This is a genomic window from Pseudomonas sp. ARP3, from assembly GCF_001029595.1.
Taxonomy (GTDB): domain Bacteria; phylum Pseudomonadota; class Gammaproteobacteria; order Pseudomonadales; family Pseudomonadaceae; genus Aquipseudomonas; species Aquipseudomonas rhodesiae.
In genome coordinates, this window is sequence record NZ_LEKF01000009.1 from 1 (window position 1) to 24,933 (window position 24,933).

General features: G+C 59.2%; 24 protein-coding genes. 11 read left to right on the top strand and 13 right to left on the bottom strand.

Translation table 11 applies throughout. The annotated features are described in order from the left end of the window. From ABX75_RS29995 to leuS, 6 genes are all read right to left on the bottom strand, one after another. Nucleotides 1-220, bottom strand: a 220-nt coding sequence (locus tag ABX75_RS29995) for a transposase (RefSeq protein WP_144419295.1), incomplete at its 3' end; no start/stop codon positions are given. Between the two features lie 18 nt (nucleotides 221-238). Then, the gene (locus ABX75_RS12385) at nucleotides 239-1,564 is read right to left on the bottom strand and encodes a lytic murein transglycosylase (protein WP_034100906.1); all 1,326 of its coding nucleotides are present in this window, start codon (nucleotides 1,562-1,564) and stop codon (nucleotides 239-241) included. Between the two features lie 61 nt (nucleotides 1,565-1,625). Further along, a complete protein-coding gene (gene arfA / locus ABX75_RS12390; RefSeq protein WP_003176285.1) occupies nucleotides 1,626-1,790 on the bottom strand; it encodes an alternative ribosome rescue factor ArfA in 165 nt (54 codons plus the stop codon). 112 nt (nucleotides 1,791-1,902) lie between these two features. After that, a complete protein-coding gene (gene holA / locus ABX75_RS12395; RefSeq protein ID WP_034100905.1) occupies nucleotides 1,903-2,940 on the bottom strand; it encodes a DNA polymerase III subunit delta in 1,038 nt (345 codons plus the stop codon). A 39-nt stretch (nucleotides 2,941-2,979) separates the two neighbouring features. Continuing rightward, entirely contained in the window at nucleotides 2,980-3,591 is a 612-nt protein-coding gene (gene lptE, locus ABX75_RS12400; RefSeq protein ID WP_034100904.1) for an LPS assembly lipoprotein LptE, read from the bottom strand. An 88-nt stretch (nucleotides 3,592-3,679) separates the two neighbouring features. Further along, nucleotides 3,680-6,286 (bottom strand): leucine--tRNA ligase, encoded by a 2,607-nt coding sequence (leuS, locus tag ABX75_RS12405; protein WP_034115197.1) that lies wholly within the window; start codon nucleotides 6,284-6,286, stop codon nucleotides 3,680-3,682. A 262-nt stretch (nucleotides 6,287-6,548) separates the two neighbouring features. Here leuS and ABX75_RS12410 point away from each other — a divergent pair, with 262 nt between their 5' ends. From ABX75_RS12410 to ABX75_RS12430, 5 genes are all read left to right on the top strand, one after another. Next, the gene (locus tag ABX75_RS12410; protein ID WP_034100902.1) at nucleotides 6,549-6,866 is read left to right on the top strand and encodes a hypothetical protein; all 318 of its coding nucleotides are present in this window, start codon (nucleotides 6,549-6,551) and stop codon (nucleotides 6,864-6,866) included. Nucleotides 6,867-6,965: 99 nt separating this feature from the next. After that, nucleotides 6,966-7,727 (top strand): YdcF family protein, encoded by a 762-nt coding sequence (locus ABX75_RS12415; protein WP_034115196.1) that lies wholly within the window; start codon nucleotides 6,966-6,968, stop codon nucleotides 7,725-7,727. 508 nt (nucleotides 7,728-8,235) lie between these two features. Continuing rightward, on the top strand, nucleotides 8,236-9,318 hold the full coding sequence (locus tag ABX75_RS28065; protein ID WP_144419296.1) for a hypothetical protein: 1,083 nt from the start codon (nucleotides 8,236-8,238) through the stop codon (nucleotides 9,316-9,318). Between the two features lie 105 nt (nucleotides 9,319-9,423). Further along, a complete protein-coding gene (locus tag ABX75_RS12425) occupies nucleotides 9,424-10,413 on the top strand; it encodes a hypothetical protein (RefSeq protein ID WP_236238637.1) in 990 nt (329 codons plus the stop codon). 29 nt (nucleotides 10,414-10,442) lie between these two features. After that, nucleotides 10,443-11,225 (top strand): hypothetical protein, encoded by a 783-nt coding sequence (locus tag ABX75_RS12430; RefSeq protein ID WP_082136149.1) that lies wholly within the window; start codon nucleotides 10,443-10,445, stop codon nucleotides 11,223-11,225. A gap of 51 nt (nucleotides 11,226-11,276) precedes the next feature. On the opposite strand, the gene lnt is transcribed toward ABX75_RS12430, so the two are convergent. From lnt to miaB, 5 genes are all read right to left on the bottom strand, one after another. Then, nucleotides 11,277-12,800 (bottom strand): apolipoprotein N-acyltransferase, encoded by a 1,524-nt coding sequence (lnt, locus tag ABX75_RS12435; RefSeq protein WP_034115195.1) that lies wholly within the window; start codon nucleotides 12,798-12,800, stop codon nucleotides 11,277-11,279. A gap of 8 nt (nucleotides 12,801-12,808) precedes the next feature. Beyond that, the gene (locus ABX75_RS12440) at nucleotides 12,809-13,648 is read right to left on the bottom strand and encodes an HlyC/CorC family transporter (RefSeq protein WP_010206772.1); all 840 of its coding nucleotides are present in this window, start codon (nucleotides 13,646-13,648) and stop codon (nucleotides 12,809-12,811) included. 42 nt (nucleotides 13,649-13,690) lie between these two features. Next, the gene (ybeY, locus tag ABX75_RS12445) at nucleotides 13,691-14,149 is read right to left on the bottom strand and encodes an rRNA maturation RNase YbeY (RefSeq protein ID WP_034100899.1); all 459 of its coding nucleotides are present in this window, start codon (nucleotides 14,147-14,149) and stop codon (nucleotides 13,691-13,693) included. After that, nucleotides 14,142-15,146, bottom strand: coding sequence for a PhoH family protein (locus ABX75_RS12450; protein ID WP_034100898.1), 1,005 nt, complete (start codon nucleotides 15,144-15,146; stop codon nucleotides 14,142-14,144). Before ABX75_RS12450 ends, ybeY begins: the two co-directional genes overlap by 8 nt. A 194-nt stretch (nucleotides 15,147-15,340) precedes the next feature. Continuing rightward, nucleotides 15,341-16,669: a tRNA (N6-isopentenyl adenosine(37)-C2)-methylthiotransferase MiaB gene (miaB, locus tag ABX75_RS12455; RefSeq protein ID WP_034100897.1), complete on the bottom strand. Its 1,329-nt coding sequence runs from the start codon at nucleotides 16,667-16,669 to the stop codon at nucleotides 15,341-15,343. A 131-nt stretch (nucleotides 16,670-16,800) separates the two neighbouring features. Between miaB and ABX75_RS12460 the strand changes: the two genes are divergently transcribed. The 6 genes from ABX75_RS12460 to ABX75_RS12485 all read left to right on the top strand — a co-directional run bounded on the left by ABX75_RS12460 (nucleotide 16,801) and on the right by ABX75_RS12485 (nucleotide 22,859). Further along, nucleotides 16,801-17,127, top strand: coding sequence for a DUF1820 family protein (locus ABX75_RS12460; RefSeq protein ID WP_003215457.1), 327 nt, complete (start codon nucleotides 16,801-16,803; stop codon nucleotides 17,125-17,127). Nucleotides 17,128-17,429: 302 nt separating this feature from the next. After that, entirely contained in the window at nucleotides 17,430-19,484 is a 2,055-nt protein-coding gene (locus tag ABX75_RS12465) for an FAD-dependent oxidoreductase (RefSeq protein ID WP_047882013.1), read from the top strand. Nucleotides 19,485-19,522: 38 nt separating this feature from the next. Next, complete coding sequence (locus ABX75_RS12470) at nucleotides 19,523-20,281, top strand: transporter substrate-binding domain-containing protein (RefSeq protein ID WP_034115192.1); 759 nt, start codon at nucleotides 19,523-19,525, stop codon at nucleotides 20,279-20,281. A 32-nt stretch (nucleotides 20,282-20,313) separates the two neighbouring features. Next, nucleotides 20,314-21,030, top strand: a complete 717-nt coding sequence (locus tag ABX75_RS12475; protein ID WP_034100894.1) for an ABC transporter permease — start codon at nucleotides 20,314-20,316, stop codon at nucleotides 21,028-21,030. After that, nucleotides 21,027-21,737, top strand: a complete 711-nt coding sequence (locus tag ABX75_RS12480) for an ABC transporter permease (protein ID WP_034100893.1) — start codon at nucleotides 21,027-21,029, stop codon at nucleotides 21,735-21,737. Before ABX75_RS12475 ends, ABX75_RS12480 begins: the two co-directional genes overlap by 4 nt. A gap of 9 nt (nucleotides 21,738-21,746) precedes the next feature. Next, nucleotides 21,747-22,859 carry a succinylglutamate desuccinylase/aspartoacylase family protein gene (locus tag ABX75_RS12485; protein WP_047882014.1) on the top strand — a complete coding sequence of 371 codons (1,113 nt, stop codon included), beginning with the start codon at nucleotides 21,747-21,749 and terminating at the stop codon, nucleotides 22,857-22,859. A gap of 3 nt (nucleotides 22,860-22,862) precedes the next feature. Here the strand turns inward: ABX75_RS12485 and ABX75_RS12490 are convergent, their stop codons facing one another. Continuing rightward, the gene (locus tag ABX75_RS12490) at nucleotides 22,863-23,417 is read right to left on the bottom strand and encodes a tetratricopeptide repeat protein (RefSeq protein WP_034100891.1); all 555 of its coding nucleotides are present in this window, start codon (nucleotides 23,415-23,417) and stop codon (nucleotides 22,863-22,865) included. A gap of 225 nt (nucleotides 23,418-23,642) precedes the next feature. Then, on the bottom strand, nucleotides 23,643-24,926 hold the full coding sequence (gene hemL / locus ABX75_RS12495; RefSeq protein WP_034100890.1) for a glutamate-1-semialdehyde 2,1-aminomutase: 1,284 nt from the start codon (nucleotides 24,924-24,926) through the stop codon (nucleotides 23,643-23,645). Between the last annotated feature and the right edge of the window lie 7 nt (nucleotides 24,927-24,933).

A 24,933-nucleotide genomic window follows, 5' to 3' on the forward strand; every position in this document is an offset into this window, starting at 1 on the left:
CACCGGCACTGCTCAGGCTGGCCTCACCGTGCAGCCGGTAAGCCTCCACCCAACGGCGAAGCAAGGTGGGGTCCATTTGAAATTGAGCGGCGATACGGCGAAAACCCCGGCCTCGTTCAAGAAAAGCGGTAATGGCGGAAAGCTTGAACTGCGTCGTGTACTTGCTCATGAAAAAGCCCCAAGAGTTGGATAGGTGTCCAACTTTTGGGGCGCACTTCATTAGCCGCCATCAGCCGATCTAGCGGTTTTGCAGCGACTCCAGCAACTTCACCGTCGGATACCCATCCGCCGGCCAGCCCAGTGCCTGTTGCGCCGCGCGAATGGCCTTGCGGGTATTGGCGCCGATGATGCCGTCCGGGTTGCCCGCGTCGTAGCCTTTAGCGCTGAGTACCGTTTGCAGCTCAATGCGCTGTGAACGGCTCAGGGGCAGTTCATCCTTGGGCCAATCGCCACGAATCACACCGCCACCGCCGAACCGTTCGGACAGCAGGCCAACCGCCAGTGCATAAGACGACGAGTTGTTGTACTTGAGGATGGCGCGGAAGTTGTCCAGCACCAGGAACGCCGGCCCACGGTAGCCCGCAGGTAGCAGCAGGGCGGCGGACAGTTGATCGACGTTGGGCGGCATGCTGGCGCCCGGCGGCAACTGGAGGCCCAGTTTCAGCCATTCGCCAACGGTCTTGCGCGTGCCGCCATCGGCCAGGGCGTAATCGAAGTTGCTTGGCAGTTGTTTGACCTCAAAGCCCCACGGCTGGCCTTTCTGCCATCCGGAGCTTTGCAGGTAGTGCGCGGTGGAGGCGAGGGCGTCGGCCGGGCTGTTCCAGATATCCCGGCGACCGTCGCCGTCGAAGTCCACGGCGTGGGTGTTGTAGGTGGTGGGAATGAACTGGGTCTGGCCCATGGCCCCGGCCCAGGAGCCTTTCATCTGGTCGGCTGCGATATCGCCATGCTGGATGATCTGCAGGGCCGCCAGCAATTGTGCCTGGGCAAACGCCGGTCGGCGGCCTTCGTAGGCCAGGGTCGCCAGGGAGCGGATCACCGAGTTGTTACCCTGGAACTGGCCGAAGTTGCTCTCCATGCCCCACACCGAGACCAGCGCCTGACGGTCGACACCGTAGCGTTGCTCGATGCGTTGCAGAATATCGGCGTACTTGATCAGCAACGCCTGGCCATTGCGCACGCGCACCGGTGACAGGGCGCCGTCGAGGTATTCCCACACCGGGCGAGAAAATTCCGGCTGGCTGCGGTCGGCGCGAATCACCGCCATATCAGGCGTGACGTTGGCAAAGGCAGTATCGAAAACAGCGGGGGTGATACCGGCCTTTAGCGCCTCTGCACGGAAGCCAGCCTGCCATTCGGCGAAGGTCTGGGTCGGTTGGATATCCAGGTTGTCCACGGCCAGCGGAGCCACAACGGCGGGCGCTACCACAGGGGCGGGCTGAAGCGTCTGCAAGGGCTGGGCGTCGGCGGCGGTAGGTTTTTCCGCGCAGGCGACGAGCAGAATGAGGCTGGAGGCAGCGATCAATTGGCGCAGGTGCCAACGACGGGAAAGGCTAGAGGGCATGCACAGGTCCAGGGATTACAAATCAGGTGCAGACCTTATCATGCCAGAGGGGCGCTTGCCTTCAGGCAGCCAGAAAGTAAGAAGCCTCCCAGCTATTAGACTGGAAGGCTTCGCGGCGGTAGCTGCCTTTGCCCTTGCCGGCGCGTTCCTGACGGCTGCGGAACAGTGGCTGGGCGATGATGGATTTGGCCTTGTTGGGGCCATGCTTGGATGGCTTTTTGCTCATGGTCGGTACTCTCGGTAGGTGGTTACAACGGCGCAAATCATCTGCCGAAGTTTGGCCGCTGTAAAGCCCGACAAGGTTTTTGAAATGTTAACGCGGTCAACAGATGGGAGGGCTATTCGGCGGGGAGTGTCAGGCGTTGCCCGGACATCAGCAGCGCCAAGCGACTCAGGCTCATCCACGGCGAACCGGCCGCTTGTCCCTTGATTTGCGCATCGATGCGCTGTGCTTCGAGCAGAAGCTGCGCCCAGCGTTGCGCCGAATGCCGTTGCAGGGCTTTGCTCATCAGGGGTTTGCGTTTGTCCCATACCGGTGGTCGTGCCTGGCTGAAACATTTGTCCAGCGGCGTACCTTGGCTGTATTGCAGGGAAATATTGGCCAGTACCCGCAACTCACGGGCCAGGGCCCAGAGAATCACCGGCGGCTCCACCCCCTCGCCGCGCAGCCCTTCGAGCATGCGCAGGGCATGGGCAGGTTCGCCGTTGAGAATCGCATCCACCAGCCCGAACACATCAAAGCGCGCGCTATCGGCCACGGCGCCCTGGACGGTTTCGACGGTGATCTGCCCGTCTTCGGCCATCAGCTTGAGCTTCTCGATTTCCTGGGCGGCGGCAAGCAAGTTGCCTTCAACCCGGGCAGCGATCAGCTCGACCGCGTCTTGAGTCGCCGCCAGGCCCGATTGGGACAGGCGCTGACGAATCCACTGCGGCAATTGGTTACTGTCCACCGGCCAGATCTGGATGAACTGGGTCTGCGCGCCTTCCACCAGCGCCTTGCCCCATTTGGTTTTCTGCGCACTGCCGTCGAGTTTGGGCAGGCTGATCAGCAACACCGTATCTTCGGCGGGGCGTGCGCAGTATTCCATCAGGGCCGCAGCGCCTTTGTCGCCGGGCTTGCCTGAAGGCAGGCGCAGTTCCAGCAGGCGTTTTTCGGCGAACAGCGACATGCTCGCACCGGCTTGCAGCAAGGTGCCCCAGTCGAAGCTGGCATCCGCGCTGAAGACCTGGCGCTCATCGAAACCTTGCTGGCGGGCAGCCGTGCGAATGGCGTCGGCGGCTTCCTGGCACAGCAGCGGGTCGTCACCGCTGACAATGTAGACGGGCGCGAGGCCACCTTGCAGGTGTTTGGCGAGTTGGGCGGGAGCGAGTTTCATAGGCAGGGCGAACGGGGCGCCTGGGGCGCCCCATTTGGCTTACTCAACCGGTACCGGTACTTCGACAGGCGATTGTTTCGGCGTGTTGTCTTCGTACTCTTGTGCCGCTTTAAGCGCGTCGGCTTCTGCCTTGGCCTTGTCGTCAGCGGTGCGTTGCAGCACTTCCAGCTGCTCAGGTGTGAGCAGTTGCAGGCGCAACATCATGCGTTGAACCAGGTCGCGACGCATTTCCTTGCGCACTTGAATGACTTCCGAATCCGAACCCACCAGGTTGTTACCGTCGTGGCTCACTACCTTCTGGATCTGAATCTTGTCACCCATCAACGGCAGGTGATCACGGCCCTGCACCTCAAAGCTGAGCACGCTGCTCAGTTCGATGTCCGATGCACGGCCTGCGCTGGCGTAGCTCAGGTTACGTTGGGTTTCTTTCTCGTCCACCAGTACCAGCTTGTAGGGCGCGCCGGTGTAGACATGTACGCCGCTGTTTTCCAGGACCTGACGCAGTTGCGTCACGGTTTCGCCATAAGCGTTACGGGCGCTGACGTCCAATTCTTTGATGGACAGGTCATTGGTGCCCGTGCCGCGCAGCTGGAAGCCGCAAGCGCTCAGCAGCACGGCAAGGCCCATAACCAGCAAGTTGCGTTTGATCATTTTGTTGCTCCCCTTGAAACCAGGCGGGCCTTATCGCGGCCCTGAAGGTTTAGTTCGGCGCAGGGCTCAAGCCCTGCGCCCGATCCGATTAGCTGGCGACGATATTGACCAGTTTGCCTGGCACAACGATCACTTTGCGGATCGTCAGGCCTTCGGTAAAGCGCAGCACGTTCTCGTTGCTGCGCGCAGCCGCTTCGACTTCTTCGCGGCTGGCGCTGGCTGGCATGTCGATCTGACCACGCAGTTTGCCGTTGACTTGGATGACCAATTGCAACGTGTCCTGCACCAGGGCGCTGTCATCCTGTACCGGCCAGCGCGCATCGATGACCGCGTCGCTGTGACCCAGGCGGTTCCACAGTTCGTGACTGATATGCGGCGTGATCGGGGCCAGCAGCAGGGTGACCGTTTCCAGGCCTTCCTGTACCAGCGCGCGATCCTGCTCGGTAGCCTGCGGGGCTTTTTCCAGCACGTTCATCAGCGTCATCACCTGGGCGATGGCGGTGTTGAACTTGTGGTTCTGGCCCACGTCCTGGCTGGCTTGCTTGATGGCCAGGTGGATGCTGCGGCGAATGGCTTTCTGCTCGTCGTTCAGCGCGGCCACGTCCAGCTTGGCCGGCAGACCCTGGCTGACATGGGCATGGGCCAGACGCCAGACGCGTTTGAGGAAGCGATGCGAGCCTTCCACGCCGGAGTCGGACCACTCGGCGCTCATGTCGGGCGGCGAGGCGAACATCATGAACAGACGGCAGGTATCGGCGCCGAATTGGTCGATCATCGACTGCGGGTCGACGCCGTTGTTCTTCGATTTGGCCATCTTCTCGGTGCCGCCGATTTCCACCGGCAGGCCGTCGGCGATCAGCTTGGCGCTGATGACTTTGGCTTTGCTGTCGCGTTCCAGCTCTACATCTGCCGGGTTGAACCAGGTGTAAGCGCCATTGGCTTCGCGGCGATAGTAGGTCTCGGCGATTACCATGCCTTGTGTCAGCAGGTTCTTGAACGGCTCGTTGGACGTGACCAGGCCTTCGTCGCGCATCAGCTTGTGGAAGAAGCGCGCGTACAGCAGGTGAAGAATGGCGTGTTCGATACCGCCGATATACTGGTCAACCGGCAACCAATGGTCGGCTGCGGTTTTTTCTACCAGGCCGCCTTCGTAGTGAGGCGAGGCGTAGCGCGCGTAGTACCACGAGGACTCGACGAAGGTGTCCATGGTGTCGGTTTCACGCTTGGCCGGCTGGCCGCATTTCGGGCAGCTGCACTCATAGAACTCGGGCATGCGCGCCAGGGGCGAACCGGCGCCGTCCGGCACCACGTCTTCCGGCAGCACCACAGGCAGTTGATCTTCGGGCACCGGCACGTCGCCGCAGCTGGCGCAGTGGATGATCGGGATCGGGCAGCCCCAGTAGCGCTGACGGCTGATGCCCCAGTCGCGCAGGCGGAACTGGGTGCGTGAAGCGCCGAGGTTTTTCTTGATCAGCGCCACTTCGATGGCGTCGAAGGCGCCGGCGAAGTCCAGGCCGTCGAATTCGCCGGAGTTGATCAGGGTGCCGTGCTCGCCGTACGCGTCTTGCCATGGTGCCGGGTTGCTGTCGCCCGAGCTGGTGCGCACTACGGTTTTGATCGGCAGGTTGTACTGGGTCGCAAATTCGAAATCGCGCTCATCGTGCGCCGGCACGGCCATTACCGCGCCATCGCCGTAGTGCATCAGCACGTAGTTGGCGACCCACACCGGCAACTTCTCGCCGGTCAGCGGGTGCTCGACGAACAATCCGGTCGGCAGGCCTTTCTTCTCCTGGGTGGCGACGTCGGCTTCGGCCACGCTACCGCCTTTGCATTCGGCGATGAATGCCTGCAGCTCAGGGTTATTCTGTGCGGCCTGGGTGGCCAGCGGATGTTCGGCGGCCACGGCGACGTAGGTCGCGCCCATCAGGGTGTCGGGACGGGTGGTGAACACTTTGAGGGTGCCCGCTTCGCCGATGGAGTCGACGTTGTACGGGAACTGCACTTCCATGCCCTTGGATTTGCCGATCCAGTTGCGCTGCATGGTCTTGACCTGTTCCGGCCAGCCCGGCAGATCATCCAGGCTCGACAACAGCTCATCGGCGTAGGCGGTGATCTTGAAGTAGTACATCGGGATTTCGCGCTTTTCGATCAGCGCGCCGGAACGCCAGCCGCGACCGTCGATCACCTGCTCGTTGGCCAGTACGGTCTGGTCGACCGGGTCCCAGTTCACGGTGCCGCTTTTTTTGTAGATCACACCTTTTTCGAACAGGCGCGTGAACAGCCATTGTTCCCAGCGGTAGTAGTCCGGCTTGCAGGTGGTCACTTCACGGGACCAGTCCACGGCCAGGCCCAGGCTGCGCAGCTGGGTCTTCATATAGGCGATGTTTTCGTAGGTCCACTTGGCGGGCGCTACATTGTTTTTCATCGCGGCGTTTTCCGCCGGCATGCCAAAGGCGTCCCAACCCATGGGTTGCAGGACGTTTTTACCTTGCATGCGCTGGTAACGGGAAATCACGTCGCCGATGGTGTAGTTACGCACATGCCCCATGTGTAGCTTGCCGCTGGGGTAAGGGAACATCGACAGGCAGTAGAAGGTCTCCTTGCCTGGCTGTTCACTGACTTCAAAGGACTTCTGCTCGTCCCAGAAGGCTTGGGCGGCATTTTCTATTTCACGGGGCTGATATTGTTCGTGCATGGCTACTTTTTGAACTGAATAGGGGTGGCCTAATCCTCTTCGGTGCATTGTCCGGGTAGATCGACACCCAAAAGCGCCGCATCCGTGCCCAAACCCTGCGGGAAGTGGAGTTACAGGAAGCGCCGTAGCATACATGACCCCACTCTATCGAGGGAAACCCTGATTGCGCGGCCAAGGCCGTCTGTCGCGGCGCCGGGCAGGCGCAGCTACGGGGGCTACGCTGTTTATTGGGGAGCAAGTCTTTCTTCAATGAGGTGAGGGGATGGTTGAATCGCAGCGAATCGCAACGAAACCGGAAATCTACGAAGGACTTATCGACCGATTGGGTCGTGCATTGGATGCAGCGAGAACTGCGGGCCGATTGCGTGATGAGCGGCCTGTGGAGTTGGAGCTGCGCGGTTTGAGCCGCGCGGAATTGGAACTGATCAAGGCTTATCTGGAACGCAACAAGTGCAGTGCGCCTCCCATGGCGGCAACCCCGCCAGTCAAGGAGCCCACGCAGTCTGCCAAGGTGGTGTGGCTCAAGGATTTGCCGGCCGGTCGTGGCCCGGAGAGATTCCGGTCCGCCCGCTGCAAGTAGTTCGCTCCCCCCTGAACAGCACCATTTAAACGTGCAACTTTCTAGATTGTCGCTAGACCCCGTTACACCTTAGGCTTCGGGCATCTGTGGAGATGCCCGATGCCTATTCGTTATTTCATCAAACAACTGCTCCTGCCGCCCGGCATTCTCTTGCTGCTGCTGGCGCTTGCCTGGTGGTTTCGCCGTAGCCGCCCGAAGTTGGCCGGCTGCTGCTTTGCCCTGGGCCTGGGCGGTATGTGGTTGATCAGCCTGCCCGTGATGGTGGAGTGGGGCGCCCGTGCGCTTGAGACCGAGCCGCCATTGGCTCGTGAGGACTGGTCAACCCTGGCCCAACGCGCCGACGCCATCGTAGTGTTGGGTTCCGGGCGTGAGCGAGGCGATCCCGCGTGGGGCGCCGATCAGCCTACGGGCATCGGGCTGGAACGCCAGCGTTACGCCGCGCGCTTGGCCAAGGCGTCGGGGTTGCCGGTACTGACTACCGGTGGCCTGCATTACGGCACGCCCCCCAGCGAAGCGCAGTTGATGGCGGTGTCGATGCAGGATGACTTTGGCGTCACGGTGCGCTGGAAGGAAGAACGCAGCCGTACCACTTGGGAGAACGCGCAGATGAGCGCCGAGATTCTATTGCCCGAGGGTATCAAGCGCGTGGTCGTGGTCACCCAGGCCTGGCATATGCCGCGATCGGTCTGGAGTTTTGAAAAGGCCGGTTTCACCGTCGTACCGGCCCCGGTCGGTTTTTTGGGGGTGGACAATGCCCGTCCTCTGGGCGGTTGGATGCCGGAATTCAAATCGGTGTGGCAGAGCGGGCAGTTGATTAACGAAGCGGTCGGGCAGGTGGGGTATCGATTGTTTTATCGCTGAATTGCGTCATAAGAAATCAGCCGTTGGGCGGATTTAGAGAAGGTCAGTTTTCGGTATGAACGCAATGTTCTAACTGGCCTTATGGCGCAAGCGGTCAGGCGCATTCTTGCTTGTAGGATATGTAGTACATCCTAGTGCGCGCAGTACCTAAGATGCTGAGTGATGAATATAAATGAATAACTTTTTGTTGTTGTGTTGATTGATTGTTTATGGGGGTTCGTAATTTTTTGGTTGCGTAAATTTTCAATTAATTCGCGGTCAATTAAAAGTTGTTGTGTGAATAAGTTATTTTTGCTTGTGCGGGTTCGCTGCGTGCCGTAATTTTTTGTGCGTTGATAAGGTGGAATTTTTAAGAAGTTGGCTGCCACTAGTCTGTGCGAACACTGACGCTGCGCAGTGCGACAAATTAAACTTGTGGGATAAATTAATCGCTCCCCTCGTGCGTTAAGTTGTCGTAGGTGTTTCCGTGGTGAACTATGTGCTAATTGACCTAGAGAGGCGGAGTTGTGTGAATATATTATCAACAGCAAATACTCACCGAGTAAGCCGGTTGGGTAATGCCTTTGCCGGTGAAGAGGCTCCTGCTACATCTGGAGCGGGAAACTTGTCAGCGAAACGAGGTGAGCATTTCACGGCTTACAGCCCTAACGTTCTTGGCCCTTTAAAACAGGACGACGCGCAATTAGGTCAAACGCTGACGACGTTGCTTTTGTTATTGAAAAACGTCACCGACAGCTTGAAACAGTTTTTGGATGCCGACGCGATATTGCCGGCGCCCGCGACCGACGTAGCGCCCAAGCCACCCTCGATTATCCCGCTCAAACCGCGTGAACTCGAAGCGCTGCCAGCAGTTGATATCAAGGTCAGGCTCCTCGTAGACCGCTTGCCTGTGGCTGACGAGGAGCTTGATCCGTTTGATGCACTGGACTTCGCTGATGGCAAGCATGGCGGCGCAGGCGTTGCACTTGAGGATTATGAATGGCGGCGGATATGGAGCGAAGTGATCAATGAAGACGATTGGGCGGTGGAGTTGTCTGGAAAACCCAAGGGGCAAAAACCGGATGATCTGAAAGCGGGGGTGTCCTGGCAATACAAGCCGTACCCGTGGTTGGGCCATGACAGCCGTGTTCCTTATTTGGAAGTCATTAAGTTGGCCATGTCGAAGTATGGCCAGAGTGTGGACAGTGTCCTGGAAAAAGTAACGGCCGTGCCTGGCGGGTACGACATTATTATGAAAGATGGTGTCGCGTTAAATATCACTCATAAAGAGTTGCACTTGGCGTCCAAGGCCTGTGGGTTTGTGGGCTTCGATGAAGGCATGGTGAACGATGCTTCGTTTTTATTTGGGGTTCTGTGCAAGCGTATCTATTTGACTGAGCAAGCGAAGCACTTCGCGGACAATGAACCTTGGACGCGCTCATCTGCTGAAAAAATTCCGAAAATGCGCACCTATGCCGGTGTATTAGCGCTCACGCCATTTAATACGAACAAACATGAAATTCTGGCGGCGCTTGGATTGCGCGACGCGATCAGCACCACTGAATTGGCCAAAGGTCCTCGTGAAAGAAAGGTACGGCAACATAATTACTGAGCCTCTGATGGAAGATATTTCAAGGGTTATTAGGGCTATCTGTTGATGAGCGCCGGTTAGTCTTGGCTGGCCGTGGCTGTTAATGAAAACCAGGGAGAAAGAGGTATGAGTCATTCGGTTGCCAGCCCCGTAAATGGTTACTACGGGCGTTATCAGGCTGAGGTGCATAAAAGTTATGTGGGTGCTGCGCCTGAAAGGCCGCACGGGGCAGGGGCGTTCGACAGGGCTGCACGCCCCGATGGCGCAGCAGCCAAAAGTGCGGCCCCCCATGCCCAGGCTTCGTTCTCCGCGATCACTGAAATGTTGCGCGAGTTAAATAACATGATCACTACGCTGTCCGCACGTATGGGTGGGCAGCAGCACAGGACATTACCCGCTACTAAGTTGATTCCTGATCAAACACGATCAGTGCTTCAGCCCCATAGCCCGCCATTGGAACGCTCGGCGCTCGGCGTAGATTCGGGTTCAGATGTTCCCGAGACGCCGCATCGAAAATTTATCCGGGGCAACGCGGAGAATGCCGGCATAAAACCGACCCATATTTGGGGGGCGTTCTCTCAGGAAGGGGTGGGTAACTGCGTCACCGTCAGTGCAATCAAGGCCGCCATGGCTAAGTTCGGCCATAACCCTCATGGCATCTACAAGCAAATCACCGAAGTTAAGGACGGTTTTGAAGTCACCATGCGGGACTCTTTCAAGTTGCATATTTCCTTTGAGGAATTGGAAGAGGCTCAAGAAGGTGCCGGACTTAGGCCGGGTCACTCGGAAGATGTTCTTATCAATGCGCAGTTTCTATACGCCGTCAGTGCCAAACGAGCGCAGCTTGAAAACAATGACGGAAACGCCGAAGAGAGCTTCGAGGATGCCATGGTGACGCTCGCCGATGGAGAGCTTGCGGGCGAGGGGCTTATTCGCCTGGGATTGCGGGCGCATATGGCGCCTACCACCGTGAGGGAACTGGCCGAGGGTGCCATCGGAGTTCTCTGCAATGGGCCGCACCAAATGGCGGTAGTCGATGGCGCGCTTGATATGTGGGGCACCAAGACCAGCGTCTATAAGGACTTTCATTGGCGTTATGGCGCCAAACTGATCTAAACCAATCAAGTAAGTAAGGAATACTGCTGATGAGCGTGTCCAGAGTCGCTAACAGTTTTTACGAGGGGCGTTACGGTCAGCCTGTCACCGCCCAGCGCAACAGTAACGAAAACACCTATTCATCGTACCGGTCGCCTCTTGATAGACCGTCCGCAAACCAGGCGTATGCCAGTCTCGACAACGGAGCAGAGCCCGGCAATTCATTGATCAAGGGCGATGCGGATTCACCCAGCGTTATCCCGACGAATATCTTCCGCGATTTCTACCAGGGCGGCAGTGGAAATTCAGTGGTTATTTCGGCGATTAAACTGGCCATGATGAAGTTTGGCCACAACCCTCATCATATCTATAAAAAAATAGAGGCAACGGCTGATGGGTTCAATGTGAGGATGAGGGACGGCTATAAGCTCTTCATTACTCATGACGAAATTCGGCAGGCTGCCGCCGCTTCGGGATTTATAGGCGACGGTTCCAATGATGTGCTGGTTAACGCCCAGTTTTTATATGCGGTCAGCGCCAAACGCATGCAGCTCGACAAGTTTTACGAGCGCAGCAGTGAAACCTTTGCCTCGGCGCTGCAAATGCTCAGTTCAGGTGATTATCCAGGTGAGGCATTACGACGGTTGGGGCTGAAGCACCAGATGGTCGCCGCGTCGATGCGCGAGCTACGAAAGGGCGGAACGGGCTCGATGTATACCCCCGGCCATATGCTGGCCGTTGTCGACGGTCACATGGATTATTACGGGCGGCGCGTGAAACTGGCTGGGTCGGGCATGGCAATCACCGGCAGAATCGCCATGACGCTAAGGTAGGTGCAAGGGCTTTCTCCTCGGAGAAAGCCCTGCCTGCGGGTAGGGCTCTTGTCAGCCGATTTTCGACAGGCGGCCCGCCAGCAGCGCCCAGCCAAACAGCCCCAGACACACGATGATCAACGGCCACGAACGCCATTGCAGGTACGGCGTCAGGTTATGCATGGGCACCACTTCGCCGTACAGGATGCCGCGTTCGAACTGCGGGATCTGCACGGTGATCTGTCCGAACGGGTTGATCAGCCCGGTCACGCCGTTGTTGGTGGCGCGGATCATCCAGCGCCCCGCTTCCAGCGCACGCATCTGCGCCATTTGCAGGTGTTGCAGAGGGCCGATGGAGCGCCCGAACCAGGTGTCGTTGCTAATGGTCAGCAACAGGTCGCTCTGGGCTGAAAGGCCTGCGGCAAACTCGGGGTAAACCACTTCGTAGCAGATGAACGGGGCGATCTGATAACCCTTGGCTTGCAGCATGGCCTGGTCGGAGGGGCCACGGGCAAAGTCCGACATCGGCAGGTCGAAGAACGCAATCAGCCCGCGCAATATGTCCTGCAACGGTACGTACTCACCGAAAGGCACCAGTTTTTGCTTCAGGTAGGTGCCGTCGCCTTCGCCCACTACGGTGATGCCGTTGAAGTAACGCTTCTGGTGGTGCACTTCCTGACGAATCGGCACGCCGGTAATCAGCGCGGTATGCCGGTCGGCCGCGAACCGCCCCATCATCCCCAGGTAACCCTCCACCGACTCCTTGAGCACCGGCACCGCTGTTTCGGGCCAGACCAGCAGGTCCACAGGCTTGGAGCTGAAACTCATGTCGCGGTACAGCGCCAATTGCGCATTGAGCTGCTGCGGGTCCCACTTCATGCTCTGTTCGATGTTGCCCTGGATCGCGGCCACCTTCAACGGAGCGCCGGATGGCTCGGTCCAGGCATGATGTTTGAGCGCCAGCCCGATGCCCCATGGCGCGACCAGCAGCACCAGGCCCGCGGCGACAAAGCCATTGCGTTTGGCGGCCAGCAGGCGCGGCAGGTTGCACAGCACGGCAGCCGTGAGCGCCAGGGCAAAGGAAATCAGCCACATCCCGCCGAGCGGGGCCAGCCCTGCCAGTGGGCCATCGAGTTGACTGTAGCCGGAATAGAGCCACGGGAAACCGGTGAGGAACCAGCCGCGAAAGGCCTCTTGACCCACCCATAGCGCTGCGAATGTCAGGGCGTCCGCCAGCGGCGCTTCGTTGCGGCGTAGCCAGCGTGCCCACAGCCAGGCGGGCAGGGCGAAGAACCAGGCAATGGCGGCCGTGAACAATAGCATCAGGAACCCCGCCAGCAGCACCGAAGCGCCGCCGAAGTGGTGGATGCTGTAGTAGATCCAGCTGGTGCCGGCACCGAACAGGCCGAAACCGAAGCACCAGCCACGCCCCAAGGCCTGGCGCGGTGTCAGCTCTCGCAGGCCGATATAGAACAGCCCGACGGCCACCAGCGCAAATGGCCACAAATCGAACGGCGCCAGCGCCAGGGTAGTGATGGCGCCGGCCACCACGGCCAGCAGGTTACCGGGCCAGCCGGGTGCGATAAGACGGCGCATGTCAGTCCTTAGCGGGCGATAGGTGTCAGGCGAATCAAGTGGATACGACGGCTGTCGGCATTCAGGATGCGGAAGCGATAGGCGCCGATTTCGGTGGTTTCGTTGCGCTTGGGCAGGTGGCCAAACGCGCTCATCACCAAACCGCCCACTGTGTCGAACTCGTCGTCGGAGAATTCGCTGTCAAAGAACTCGTTGAAGTTCTCGATCGGCGTCAACGCCTTGATCAGGAAGTCGCCGCTGGGCAGGGGCTTGATGTAGCTGTCTTCTTCGACGTCGTGTTCGTCTTCGATGTCGCCGACGATCTGTTCCAGTACGTCTTCGATGGTCACCAGGCCCGCCACGCCGCCGTATTCGTCAATCACGATGGCCATGTGGTTGTGGTTGGCGCGGAATTCGCGCAGCAGCACGTTCAGGCGCTTGGACTCGGGCACGAAGGTGGCCGGGCGCAGCAGATCCTTGATGTTGAAGCTGTCGCCGTTCTCTTTGAGGATCAGCGGTAGCAGATCCTTGGCCAGCAGCACGCCCATGACGTCGTCATGGCTTTCGCCGATCACCGGGTAGCGCGAGTGCGCCGAGTCGATCACGGCCGGGAGGAACTCCCGTGGGGTCTGGGTCGCCTTGATGCTGATCATCTGCGAACGCGGGACCATGATGTCCCGGACCTGCAGGTCAGCCACCTGGATGGCGCCTTCGACGATGGCCAGCGCTTCGCTGTCCAGCAACTTGTTCTGATGGGCCTCGCGCAGCAGCTCCAGCAGCTCCTGGCGGTTTTTCGGCTCGTGGGCAAAAGCCTGGGTCAGTTTACCCAGCCATGACTTCTGCCCGTTGCTCGATCGGTCTTCGCTCATAGCGATTACTCTGAATCCTTTGTTGTTACAGTTGAGTGTTTTTTAAGCTTCGTCATCGGCATAAGGGTCGGGATGACCCAATTGCGCAAGCAACGTTCGTTCCAGTGCTTCCATTTCCTCGGCTTCGTCATCGTCTATATGGTCGTAACCCAAGAGATGCAAGCAGCCGTGGATGACTAGATGGGCCCAATGCGCCTCAAGTTCCTTGCCTTGTTCCCTGGCTTCACGCTCGACGACTTCGACGCAGATCACCAGGTCGCCCAGCAATGGAATGTCCAGCAACTCGTCGGGAACATCGGCGGGGAAGGACAACACGTTGGTCGCGTAGTCCTTGTGGCGCCAGGTGTGATTCAGCTCGCGGCCCTCGGCCTCGCCCACCAGACGGATGGTCAGTTCCGAGTCGGCGCTGCGCTGGCGCAGTGCCAGTGCACACCATTGGCGAAACTGCTCCTCGCTGGGGGCTGGCGCGTCGGTAGCCAACTGCAGATCCAGTTCAAGCATCGCCGCGAACGTCCTTGGCCGGGGCACCATCGCGATGGTCGAAGCGCTCGTAGGCTTCGACAATGCGCTGCACCAGCGGGTGGCGCACCACGTCCTTGGGCATAAAGTGCGTGAAGCTGATACCCGGAACGTCCTTGAGTACCTCGATCACCTGGGCGAGGCCGGACTTGGTGCCCTTGGGCAGGTCGACCTGGGTGACGTCGCCGGTAATCACGGCCGTGGAGCCGAAACCGATACGGGTGAGGAACATCTTCATCTGCTCGACGGTAGTGTTCTGGCTTTCGTCGAGGATGATGAAACTGTTGTTCAAGGTACGGCCGCGCATGTAGGCCAGCGGAGCGATCTCGATCACCTGGCGCTCGATCAGCTTGGCCACGTACTCGAAGCCGAGCATCTCGTAGAGCGCGTCGTAGAGCGGGCGCAGGTAGGGGTCGATCTTCTGGGCCAGGTCACCGGGCAGGAAGCCGAGCTTTTCACCGGCCTCGACCGCTGGGCGTACCAGCAGAATGCGGCGTACTTGCTCGCGTTCCAGAGCATCCACCGCGCAGGCCACGGCCAGGTAGGTCTTGCCGGTACCGGCCGGGCCGATGCCGAAGTTGATGTCGTTGCCGAGGATTTCCTTGACGTAGCGCTGCTGATTCAAGCCGCGTGGGCGAATCATGCCTTTCTTGGTACGCAGGGCCACGCTGGCTTCGGCTACAGGGTTGTTGGCCAGGTCTTCCACGGCCGACTCCTGCAGGTACAGGTGCACGGTTTCCGGTGACAACTCGCTGCCCTTCGTCTCGCGGTAGAGACGGCGCAGCAGGTTTTCTGCGGACGTGGTGTGCTGGGGGTCGCCAATGAGTTCGAACTGATTGCCGCGGTTGCGGATCTCGATGCTCAGGCGTTGTTCGATCAGACGCAGGTGCTCGTCGAACTGTCCGCACAGATTGGCGAAACGGCGAGCCTCAAATGGCTCGAGGAGAAAACGATGGGGTTCTGCTATGGGTGCGTTCAAGGTTGCTTTTAGCCGCCCTTTGGCTGTTTAAGTGAAAGAGAGGATAACGCCAGTGACGCGGGTACGAAAGCACTTACGTCATTGGAATGTTGCACGGTTCCAATGTGGGTGGGGGGCTTGCCCCCGATAGCGGTGTGTCGCCAATAAATGAGTGGTCTGATTCGCCGCCATCGGGGGCAAGCCCCCTCCCACGTTTATTGCACCAGCGAGCCGCGCAACGAATGCGGCTGCGCCGCATCGATGTGCACATCGGCAAACTGACCGATCAATGTTGGATTATCACAACGGAAATTGACGATCCGGTTATTCTCGGTGCGGCCTTGCAGTTCGCCGGGGTCTTTCTTGGAATAGTCGGTGACCAGGATGCGCTGGATCGAACCGACCATTTGTCGGCTGATCTCGAAGCCCTGCTGATTCAGGCGATGTTGCAGGGCATTCAGGCGTTCTTTTTTCACGGTCTCCGGGGTTTCGTCCACCAGGTCCGCCGCCGGGGTGCCGGGGCGTTGGCTGTAGACGAACGAGTAGGAGAAGTCGAAGCCGACGTCTTCGATCAGTTTCATGGTTTGCTGGAAATCTTTCTCGGTTTCGCCGGGGAAACCGACGATAAAGTCCGAGCTTATGCAAATCCCCGGTACGGCTGCGCGCAATTTGCGCAGCTTGGATTTGTATTCCAGGGCCGTATGGTTGCGCTTCATGGCCGCCAGAATGCGGTCCGAGCCCGATTGCACCGGCAAATGCAGGTGTTTGACCAGTTCCGGCACTTCGGCGTGGGCCTGGATCAGGCTGTCGGAGAACTCCAACGGGTGCGAAGTGGTGTAGCGGATGCGCTCGATGCCGTCCACCGCCGCGACCACGCGGATCAGTTCGGCAAGGTCCGCCAGCCGCCCGTCGTGGGTCTGGCCGCGATAACCGTTGACGTTCTGACCCAGCAGGGTCACTTCGCGCACGCCGTTCTCGGCCAGGTGGATGATTTCCGACAGCACATCGTCAAATGGACGGCTGACTTCTTCGCCACGGGTGTAGGGCACCACGCAGAACGTGCAGTACTTGCTGCAACCTTCCATCACCGACACATAGGCGCTGGGCCCGTCGATGCGCGGCTCGGGCAAGTGGTCGAATTTTTCGATTTCAGGAAATGACACGTCAACCTGCGGCAGCTTGCTGGTGCGCGCAGCGTCGATCATCTCGGGTAGGCGATGCAGGGTCTGCGGGCCGAAAACCACGTCGACATAGGGCGCGCGATCGCGGATTGCAGCGCCTTCCTGACTGGCCACGCAACCGCCGACGGCGATCACCATGTCCGGGTTGGCCAGTTTCAATTCGCGCCAGCGACCCAACTGCGAGTACACACGGTCCTGGGCCCGTTCGCGGATCGAGCAGGTATTGAGCAGGATCACGTCGGCATCTTCGGCGCGGGCGGTGACTTCCAGGGCCTGGTGTTCACCCAGCAGGTCTACCATGCGCGAGCTGTCGTACTCGTTCATCTGGCAACCGTGGGTTTCGATGTAAAGCTTCTTGGCCATGGGAATCGTCAACTGGTGGTAAAGAACCGCGCATTATAGGGGGCATGCCCATTGGTTCCTAGCGCTGTGCATCGGGTGCCATGCTATAGTTCGCGCCCTCTTTTATATCCCCGATGTGTTATTCGCCCACCATGACCAAACGTGAAGCTCCAATCTACAAGGTGATTTTCCTCAACCAGGGCCAGGTGTTCGAGATGTACGCCAAGCAGATCTATCAAAGTGATCTGTGGGGCTTCCTGGAAGTGGAAGAGTTCGTCTTTGGCGAGCGCACCCAGTTGGTCGTCGATCCGGGCGAGGAAAAGCTCAAGGCGCAGTTCGAAGGTGTAGTGCGCAGCTTTGTGCCGATGCACTCGATCGTGCGCATCGATGAAGTCGAGCGCCTGGGTACACCGAAGATCAGCGAAGCACGGGGCATGAGCAATGTCATGCCGTTTCCGATGCCGATGCCTGAAAAGTAAGGCTCAACTATTTTGTAGGGCGTTTCTGATTTTGCCCTCTAGTACATAGACATTCTGTTTAAAAAATAGCAGATTTTGTTTGTGTCTGGAGGGCGATATAACGATGCCAATAACAAATCACCTCAAGTCTCGCCGTAATAATGGGCCTGGATCTTGATGTTCTTGTTATTGAGCTGTCACGTTGATTCGACTTTAACAGGGTGAGTGCCTGAGTAGGTTGTCACCTCATTTATAAAGCCGTTAGTTGTCGTCGAGTTTCTTATAGCAGTCTTCAAAGAACGTATCCGTTCGGGAGTATCCCTGTGCGCGATTCACGCTATGACATTCTGTTTGAACCGGTCCTCATCGGCCCCGTTCGCGCTCCTAACCGCTTTTATCAAGTGCCGCACTGCAATGGCATGGGGCATGTACATCCATCGGCCATGGCCCGCATGCGCGGTATAAAAGCTGAGGGCGGGTGGGGCGTGGTCTGTACCGAAGAGTGCGAAATCAGCCCGTTGAGCGAGTTTTCTCCCTGCATTGAGGCGCGTTTGTGGGATGAACGCGACATTCCTGCCCTGGCGCGCATGTGCGAAGAGGTACATCAATACGGCTCGCTGGCCGGTGTGGAGTTGGCCTTCAACGGCTATGCGGCGCCCAATCGCTATAGCCGGGAAATCCCCTGGGCTCCCTCGAATACACCTGTGCGCGGGTACGACCCGGTACAGGCGCGGACCATGAGCCTAGCCGATATCCGTCAGCTGCGCGCCCTGCACAGGGCTGCCGCATTACGGGCGCAAGCGGCAGGGTTCGACATCATCTACGTCTACGCCGGACATGACCTGAGCGTGGCCTTTCATTTTCTGACCCAGCGTAACAACCGGCGCACCGATGAGTACGGTGGTGTGCTGGAGAATCGCGTGCGCCTGTTGCGAGAGCTGATTGAAGACACCCGCGATGCGGTGGGAGGGCGTTGCGCCGTGGCGGTGCGTCTGGCCGTGGATGAGCAGATGGCTGGCGGCCTATGTCGCGAGGGCGAGGGGGCGGAGATTTTTTCGAGGCTGGCCGACCTGCCGGACCTATGGGACGTAAATGTCGCCGACTGGGCAAACGACAGTATGACGGCACGTTTCGCCGCGGAAGGTTATCAGGAAGCCTTCCTGCTGGGGCTCAAGGCGCTTACGAGTAAGCCGGTGGTGGGCGTCGGGCGCTTTACCTCCCCGGACACCATGGTCTCTCTGGTACGCCGCGGGGTGCTCGACCTGATCGGCGCGGCTCGTCCGTCGATTGCCGATCCGTTTCTGCCGCGAAAGATCCAAGAGGGGCGTGCGGACGAGATCCGTGAGTGTATTGGCTGCAATATTTGCGTGAGTGGTGACCACACCAGTACGCCTGTGCGCTGTACGCAGAACCCCACCATGGGCGAGGAATGGCGGCGCGGCTGGCACCCGGAGAACCTCCATCAAGTCCGTCAGCCCGGCCTTGTCCTGGTGGTGGGCGCCGGCCCCGCGGGGCTGGAGTGCGCGCGGGTGCTTGGCGCGCGTGGGATGCAGGTGGCGCTGGTCGACAGCCGGCGTACCCTGGGTGGGCGTGTAGCGCTGGAATCCCGGCTCCCGGGCCTGGCGAGTTGGGCGCGGGTCGTTGACTATCGGCTGTATGCGTTGAGCCGCCTGCCATCGGTCGACATTTACCGTGAGAGCCCCCTGCAGGCCCAAGACGTACTCGATTTCGCGGCCGAGCATGTGGTTATCGCCACCGGCTCGCACTGGCGGCGGGACGGTCTGGGCCGTGCTCTGCGCGTTGCATTACCGGGCCTCGAATGCCTCCCGGTGCTGACCCCAGACGATCTGATGGCTGGCGCAGTGCCGCCTTCACCGGTGCTGCTGTTTGACGATGATCACTATTATATGGGCAGCGTGCTGGCCGAACGGTTGGTGGCGCAGGGTGTAGAGGTGGTCTTCGTCACTCCGGCGGCGGATGTGGCGGCGTGGACGCACAACACCCTGGAGCAACACCGCATCCAGCGCCGTTTGCTGGAACTTAACATCACAATCGTCCCGTCCCATACGCTGGTCAATGCGGCACCGGAAGGTATGGAGGTTGCGTGTGTCTACACCGGGCGTACGCGCCGGCTGCCTGCCGCATCGGTGTTGCTGGTCACCTCGCGCGAGCCTGAGCAGTCGCTTTATCAGGCGTTGGCCAGCACCCCGGAAATTCTGCACGAGCGTGGCATTGGCACGCTCACCTTGGTTGGCGACAGCCTGGCACCTGGCACCATCGCCGCGGCTGTTTATTCGGGGCATCGGCATGCGCGGGAGTTTGATGCGCCAGCCCATTCTTTAGTTGTTCGTAGAGAAATTCCTTTTATCGAGGTGTAGTCAATCCGTCGTTAATCAATCACGAGAGAAATACAACAATGAAAAAAATATGCCTGTTTCTTCTCATGCTTCTTTTTTTAAATACTTCGCTGTTTGCCAAGGAATACACCGTTATTCGTTTTGGTGTGGATCCTAACTATGCCCCGTTTGCTTATAAGAACAATGCGGGAAAGTTGACCGGCTTCGAAGTTGATATCGGCAATGCCCTTTGCAAACAGTTGAACGTTAGTTGCCGATGGGTTGAAAGCGATTTCGACGGGCTTATCCCCAGCCTGAACGCTGGCAAGATCGACGCGATTCTGGCGTCGATGACCGTGACCGATGCCCGGGAGCAGGTGATCGATTTTTCATCTGAAGTGTTTTCCAGCCCTACGGCCATGGTCTTACGCCCAGGCACCGAGCTGGGCAAGGGCATGGCCGTTGGCTATCTGCAAGGCAGTATCCAGGAAACCTACGCTCGCCAAGTGCTCGCCACCCAAGGCATGAGAGTCGTGGCGTATGCCGACCAGGAGCAGGTGTATGCCGACTTGGTCGCAGGGCGTTTGCACGCCTCCCTGCAAGATGCCCAGCAGGCGCAAAGTGGCTTCCTGCGGTTACCTCAGGGAGCCGGGTTCGTCATGGGACCGTTGATTGAAAGCGATTTAATGCCCTCCAAAAGCTCCATCGGCATCGCCAAGGGCAACCACGCCTTGAAAACCTTGCTGGATAAAGGGCTGGCCGCGCTGCACGCCGATGGCACCTACGCGCGCCTGCAAGACCAGTATTTTCCTGGTGTGAACATGTACAGCGGTCAATAACCGCCTTTCAATCGTCGACGAGGGCGCGAGCGATGCCAGTCACGTTCACTCATTTCATCTCGACGCTGGACGCGTATGCACCGCTTTTGCTGCTTGGCGTCTGCGTCACCCTGCAACTGGCACTGCTATCAGTGCTGTTGGGACTTCTGTTGGGCTTGCTCGGTGCGGCGGCCAAATTATCCGGCTTGCGTCTCTTGCGCCTATGGGCGCAGCTCTACACCACGCTGGTACGGGGTGTGCCAGACCTGCTGTTGATGTTGCTGATTTTTTATGGGGCACAAACCGGCTTGAGCCGCCTGACCCGCGCTTTGGGATGGGATTACATCGAAATCGACCCTTTGAGTGCTGGCGTGCTCACGTTGGGATTCATCTACGGCGCGTATTTCACCGAAACCTTTCGGGGGGCTTTGCTGGCTGTACCACGCGGCCAATTCCAGGCCGCCAAGGCGCTTGGTATGACGTTCACTCAGGGGTTTGTGCATGTGGTGTTCCCGCAAATGATGCGGCTCGCCCTGCCGGGGCTGGGCAATAACTGGATGGTATTACTCAAGGCCACGGCCCTGGTGTCGGTCATTGGTTTAGCGGATCTGATCAAAGTGGCTCAGATGGCAGGCAAGGGCAGCCAACTGTTGTTGCCTTTCCTGCTGTTGGCGGCGCTGATCTACCTGCTGCTCAGCAGCGTTTCCAACCTCGCCTTGCGTTGGCTGGAGCGTCGATACGGCGTGGGTGCGCAGGAGCCGTCACGATGATTGAGTTGATACAGACGTATTGGCGGCCGTTCATTTACTCCGACGGCCATCAACTCACCGGTTTGGCCATGACGTTATGGCTGACCAGCGCTTCGCTGTGTTTCGGGCTGATACTGGCGTTGCCATTGTCCATCGCCAGGGACTCTCCCCGGTGCTGGCTGCGTTGGCCGGTGCGTACCTTCACTTACCTGTTTCGCGGTACGCCGCTGTATATCCAATTGCTGATCTTCTACACCGGCATCTACAGCATCGCCGCCGTGCGAGAACAGCCGGTCCTGGATGCGTTCTTCCGCGAGGCGCTCAATTGCACGCTGCTCGCGTTCGCCCTGAATACAGGTGCTTACACGACAGAAATATTGGCCGGCGCCATTCGCGCGATGCCACGGGGTGAAATCGAGGCCGCGCGCTCCTTGGGGTTCGATGGGTGGAAGCTATACGTGCACTTGATTTTGCCCTCGGCACTGCGCCGATCATTGCCCTACTACAGCAATGAGGTGATCTTCATGCTGCATTCCACCACGTTGGCGTTCACGGCTACGGTACCGGACATCCTCAAAGTCGCGCGGGATGCCAATGCCGCGACCTTTCTGACCTTCCAATCCTTCGGCCTCGCTGCACTCCTTTACCTGTGTATTACTTTTGCGCTGGTCGGTTTGTTTCGTCTCGCTGAACGGCGTTGGCTGCGTTTTCTCGATGTGGGCCGATAGGAGGCTGTTATGCAAATTCAGACGCACGAATTGCTGGCGGCCGTGCCGGGTACGGTACGGCGGATCCATAGTTTTCATTACGGCCCGACCGCAGCGGCGGGCAAGGTTTACATCCAAGCCTCACTGCACGCCGATGAGTTGCCGGGAATGTTGGTGGTGTGGCATCTGAAGCAGCAACTTGCGCAGTTGGAGGCCGCCGGGTTGTTGCGCTGCGCTGTGGTGCTCGTGCCGGTGGCCAATCCGCTGGGGCTGGAGCAGGTGCTGATGGACGTGCCGCAGGGGCGTTTCGATAACGAGAGTCGGGAAAACTTCAATCGCTTGTTCTTGGATGTCAGCCAGCAGGTCGGCGACAGTGTGCAAGACATCTTGACCGAAGACCCTGTCAGCAACCTGCGCTTGATCCGTTCGACTCTGCTACGAACGCTTGCCAGCCAAGTGCCCGCCACACAACTGCATTCCATGCGCTTGATCCTGCAGACACTGGCCTGTGATGCCGACTTGGTGATGGACTTACATTGTGATTTTGAAGCAGTGCAGCACTTGTACCTGTCGCCGGATTTCTGGCCACAAGTGGAACCGTTGGCTCGTTACTTGGGCGCCGAAGCGTGTTTTTTGACCAAGCAGGCTGGCGGGCACTCTTTCGATGAGTGCTTTACGTTGTTTTGGGAGCAGATGCAGGAGAGGTTCAACGGGCGCTTTTGTGCGCCCGGTTTTGCAGTGACCGTGGAGTTGCGGGGTGTTGCCGATGTCGACCATCGGCTGGCACGCAGGGATTGCCAAGGGATGATCAACTTCTTGATGCAGCGCGGTGTCATTGAAGGCCAAGCGTTACCTATGCCGCCCTTGCTCAATCCACCAATACCCTTGGCGGGAGTGGAGCCCGTAAAGACTCCGGTGGGTGGGCTGATTGTGTTTTGCGCGCAGGTCGGGGAGTACGTGGAGGCGGGGCAAATCCTGGCCGAAATCATTGATCCGATCACAGACCGTGTGACACACGTGGCCTGCACGTACGCCGGGCTCTTGTACGTTCGGTCTATACGGCGAATGGCGACCGCGGGGATGACGATCGCGCATGTCGCAGGCGCACATGCCTATCGCCAGGGAGACCTCTTGTCGCCTTAGTTATCAAGGCAGGGGCGAGAAGGGCGAACGCCCGTCGGCGCTTTGCAATTCCAGCAGGTACTTGCGGAAGATCTGACCCAGTACCTGGGTAGCCACTTCCAGTTCATCGCGCTGCATGTGTTCGGCGACTTCGTCGGCTGTGTCCAGCGCGTCTTCGGCGCCGTTGACCGCCGCCATTTTCAACACGATGTAAGCCTGGACGTTATTGGCCGGTACACCTTCACCGTGGAAGAACATGTTACCCAGCTCGAATTGCGCCTGCGCGTGGCCCTGTAACGATGCTTTTTCGAAATAGCTCAGGGCTTTGTTGAGGTCGCGAGCGGGGTTTTTGCTGTCATGGTAGTACTCGCCCAACTCGTATTGCGCCTGGGCATCCCCGTCGTCGGCCTGTTTCTGGCACGCGCTCAGCGCTTCGGCCTGGCTGTCTGGCTGGGTATTGAGGGTGCAACGACCCATCGCTGGGATTAACAACGAGTTGCCGCCTGCTTGTGCATGTGCCAGCAGCGGCTGAAGGAGCAACAGGCAGCCCAGAACCAGGGTGCGGCCGGTGCGTTTCATGGGAATCGACTTACCTCTGACGGGGCGCGCGGATCCTCGTGGGATCCAATAAGCGCGCATTATGAAATAAGCAGGCCCCTGCTTACAAAGTCTTTACTCGTTTTTCTGCTGGTTGGGCAAGTTATCTGCCGGATTGCAGGTTATTTCTCGAAAAAACTCGGAAATATCCGTAGGCAAAGTAGTGCATCAGGCGCCACTGGGGTGGCGCCTACCGGTTTCAAATGTTTATTTCAGAGCGGCGAAGGCGCGTTCAGCGGCATCCAGGGTCAGTTTCAACTCGGCGTCGCCATGGGCGATGGAGGTGAAACCGGCTTCGAACGCGCTTGGCGCCAGGTAAACGCCGCCCTCGAGCATCAGGTGGAAGAAGCGCTTGAACAGGTCCGCATCGCTGCCCATCACATCGTCGAAGGTGACGATATCGTCGGCGCCGCTGAAATACAGGCCGAACATACCGCCGGCCTGGGTGGTGACGAATGGGATACCGGCCGCATCGGCGCGCTGTTGCAGGCCGTCGAGCAGGCGCGTGGTGTAGTCGGTCAGTTCGGCGTGGAAGCCCGGACGGCTGATCAACCGCAGGGTGGTCAGGCCGGCGGCCATGGCCAGCGGGTTACCCGACAGCGTGCCGGCCTGGTACACCGGGCCCAGCGGGGCGATGTGCTGCATGATTTCGCGCTTGCCGCCGAAGCAGCCCACCGGCATACCGCCGCCGATGATCTTGCCGAAGGTGCTCAGGTCCGGCGTGACGCCGTAGTACGCCTGCGCGCCGCCCAAGGCTACGCGGAAACCGGTCATCACCTCGTCGAAGATCAGCACCACGCCATGTTTGTCGCATTGCTCGCGCAGGCCTTCGAGGAAGCCCGGCGCCGGCGGTACGCAGTTCATGTTGCCCGCCACCGGCTCGACGATGATGCACGCCACGTCCTGGCCGACTTCACTGAGCATGTGCTCCACGGCAGCGATGTCGTTGAAGGGCAGGGTCAGGGTGTGTTTGGCGAACGCCGCCGGCACACCGGCCGAGCTCGGTACGCCTTGGGTCAGCGCGCCGGACCCGGCCTTGACCAGCAGGCTGTCGGAGTGGCCGTGGTAGCAGCCTTCGAACTTGATGATGCTGTCGCGCCCGGTAAAGCCGCGAGCCAGGCGGATCGCACTCATGGTGGCTTCGGTGCCGGAACTGACCATGCGCACCATCTCCATCGACGGCACGATGGAGCACACCAGGTCAGCCATCTCGGTTTCCATGGCGGTCGGCGCGCCATAGGACAGGCCGTGTTCCAACTGCTTGCGCACGGCGTCCAGCACGTCCGGATGGCTGTGGCCGAGGATCATCGGGCCCCACGAGCCCACGTAGTCCACGTAGCGCTTGTCGTCTTCGTCAGTGACGTAGGCGCCTTCGGCATGTTTGAAGAACAACGGCGTGCCGCCCACGCTTTTGAACGCACGCACGGGGGAGTTCACACCACCGGGGATGTGTTTCTGGGCATTGGCAAACAGGGTTTCGGAACGGGACATGAGCGGG

What these genes read in the sequence shown, in the direction of transcription:
- ABX75_RS12470 (WP_034115192.1), top strand. Translation starts at nt 19,523, where the DNA reads ATGAAAAAAATATGCCTGTTTCTTCTCATGCTTCTTTTTTTAAATACT.
- hemL (WP_034100890.1), bottom strand. Translation starts at nt 24,926, where the DNA reads ATGTCCCGTTCCGAAACCCTGTTTGCCAATGCCCAGAAACACATCCCC.
- lptE (WP_034100904.1), bottom strand. Translation starts at nt 3,591, where the DNA reads ATGATCAAACGCAACTTGCTGGTTATGGGCCTTGCCGTGCTGCTGAGC.
- ABX75_RS12430 (WP_082136149.1), top strand. Translation starts at nt 10,443, where the DNA reads ATGAGCGTGTCCAGAGTCGCTAACAGTTTTTACGAGGGGCGTTACGGT.
- arfA (WP_003176285.1), bottom strand. Translation starts at nt 1,790, where the DNA reads ATGAGCAAAAAGCCATCCAAGCATGGCCCCAACAAGGCCAAATCCATC.
- leuS (WP_034115197.1), bottom strand. Translation starts at nt 6,286, where the DNA reads ATGCACGAACAATATCAGCCCCGTGAAATAGAAAATGCCGCCCAAGCC.
- ABX75_RS12475 (WP_034100894.1), top strand. Translation starts at nt 20,314, where the DNA reads ATGCCAGTCACGTTCACTCATTTCATCTCGACGCTGGACGCGTATGCA.
- ABX75_RS12385 (WP_034100906.1), bottom strand. Translation starts at nt 1,564, where the DNA reads ATGCCCTCTAGCCTTTCCCGTCGTTGGCACCTGCGCCAATTGATCGCT.
- lnt (WP_034115195.1), bottom strand. Translation starts at nt 12,800, where the DNA reads ATGCGCCGTCTTATCGCACCCGGCTGGCCCGGTAACCTGCTGGCCGTG.
- ABX75_RS12440 (WP_010206772.1), bottom strand. Translation starts at nt 13,648, where the DNA reads ATGAGCGAAGACCGATCGAGCAACGGGCAGAAGTCATGGCTGGGTAAA.
- ABX75_RS12425 (WP_236238637.1), top strand. Translation starts at nt 9,424, where the DNA reads ATGAGTCATTCGGTTGCCAGCCCCGTAAATGGTTACTACGGGCGTTAT.
- ABX75_RS12415 (WP_034115196.1), top strand. Translation starts at nt 6,966, where the DNA reads ATGCCTATTCGTTATTTCATCAAACAACTGCTCCTGCCGCCCGGCATT.
- holA (WP_034100905.1), bottom strand. Translation starts at nt 2,940, where the DNA reads ATGAAACTCGCTCCCGCCCAACTCGCCAAACACCTGCAAGGTGGCCTC.
- ABX75_RS12410 (WP_034100902.1), top strand. Translation starts at nt 6,549, where the DNA reads ATGGTTGAATCGCAGCGAATCGCAACGAAACCGGAAATCTACGAAGGA.
- ABX75_RS12485 (WP_047882014.1), top strand. Translation starts at nt 21,747, where the DNA reads ATGCAAATTCAGACGCACGAATTGCTGGCGGCCGTGCCGGGTACGGTA.
- miaB (WP_034100897.1), bottom strand. Translation starts at nt 16,669, where the DNA reads ATGGCCAAGAAGCTTTACATCGAAACCCACGGTTGCCAGATGAACGAG.
- ABX75_RS12480 (WP_034100893.1), top strand. Translation starts at nt 21,027, where the DNA reads ATGATTGAGTTGATACAGACGTATTGGCGGCCGTTCATTTACTCCGAC.
- ABX75_RS12460 (WP_003215457.1), top strand. Translation starts at nt 16,801, where the DNA reads ATGACCAAACGTGAAGCTCCAATCTACAAGGTGATTTTCCTCAACCAG.
- ybeY (WP_034100899.1), bottom strand. Translation starts at nt 14,149, where the DNA reads ATGCTTGAACTGGATCTGCAGTTGGCTACCGACGCGCCAGCCCCCAGC.
- ABX75_RS12490 (WP_034100891.1), bottom strand. Translation starts at nt 23,417, where the DNA reads ATGAAACGCACCGGCCGCACCCTGGTTCTGGGCTGCCTGTTGCTCCTT.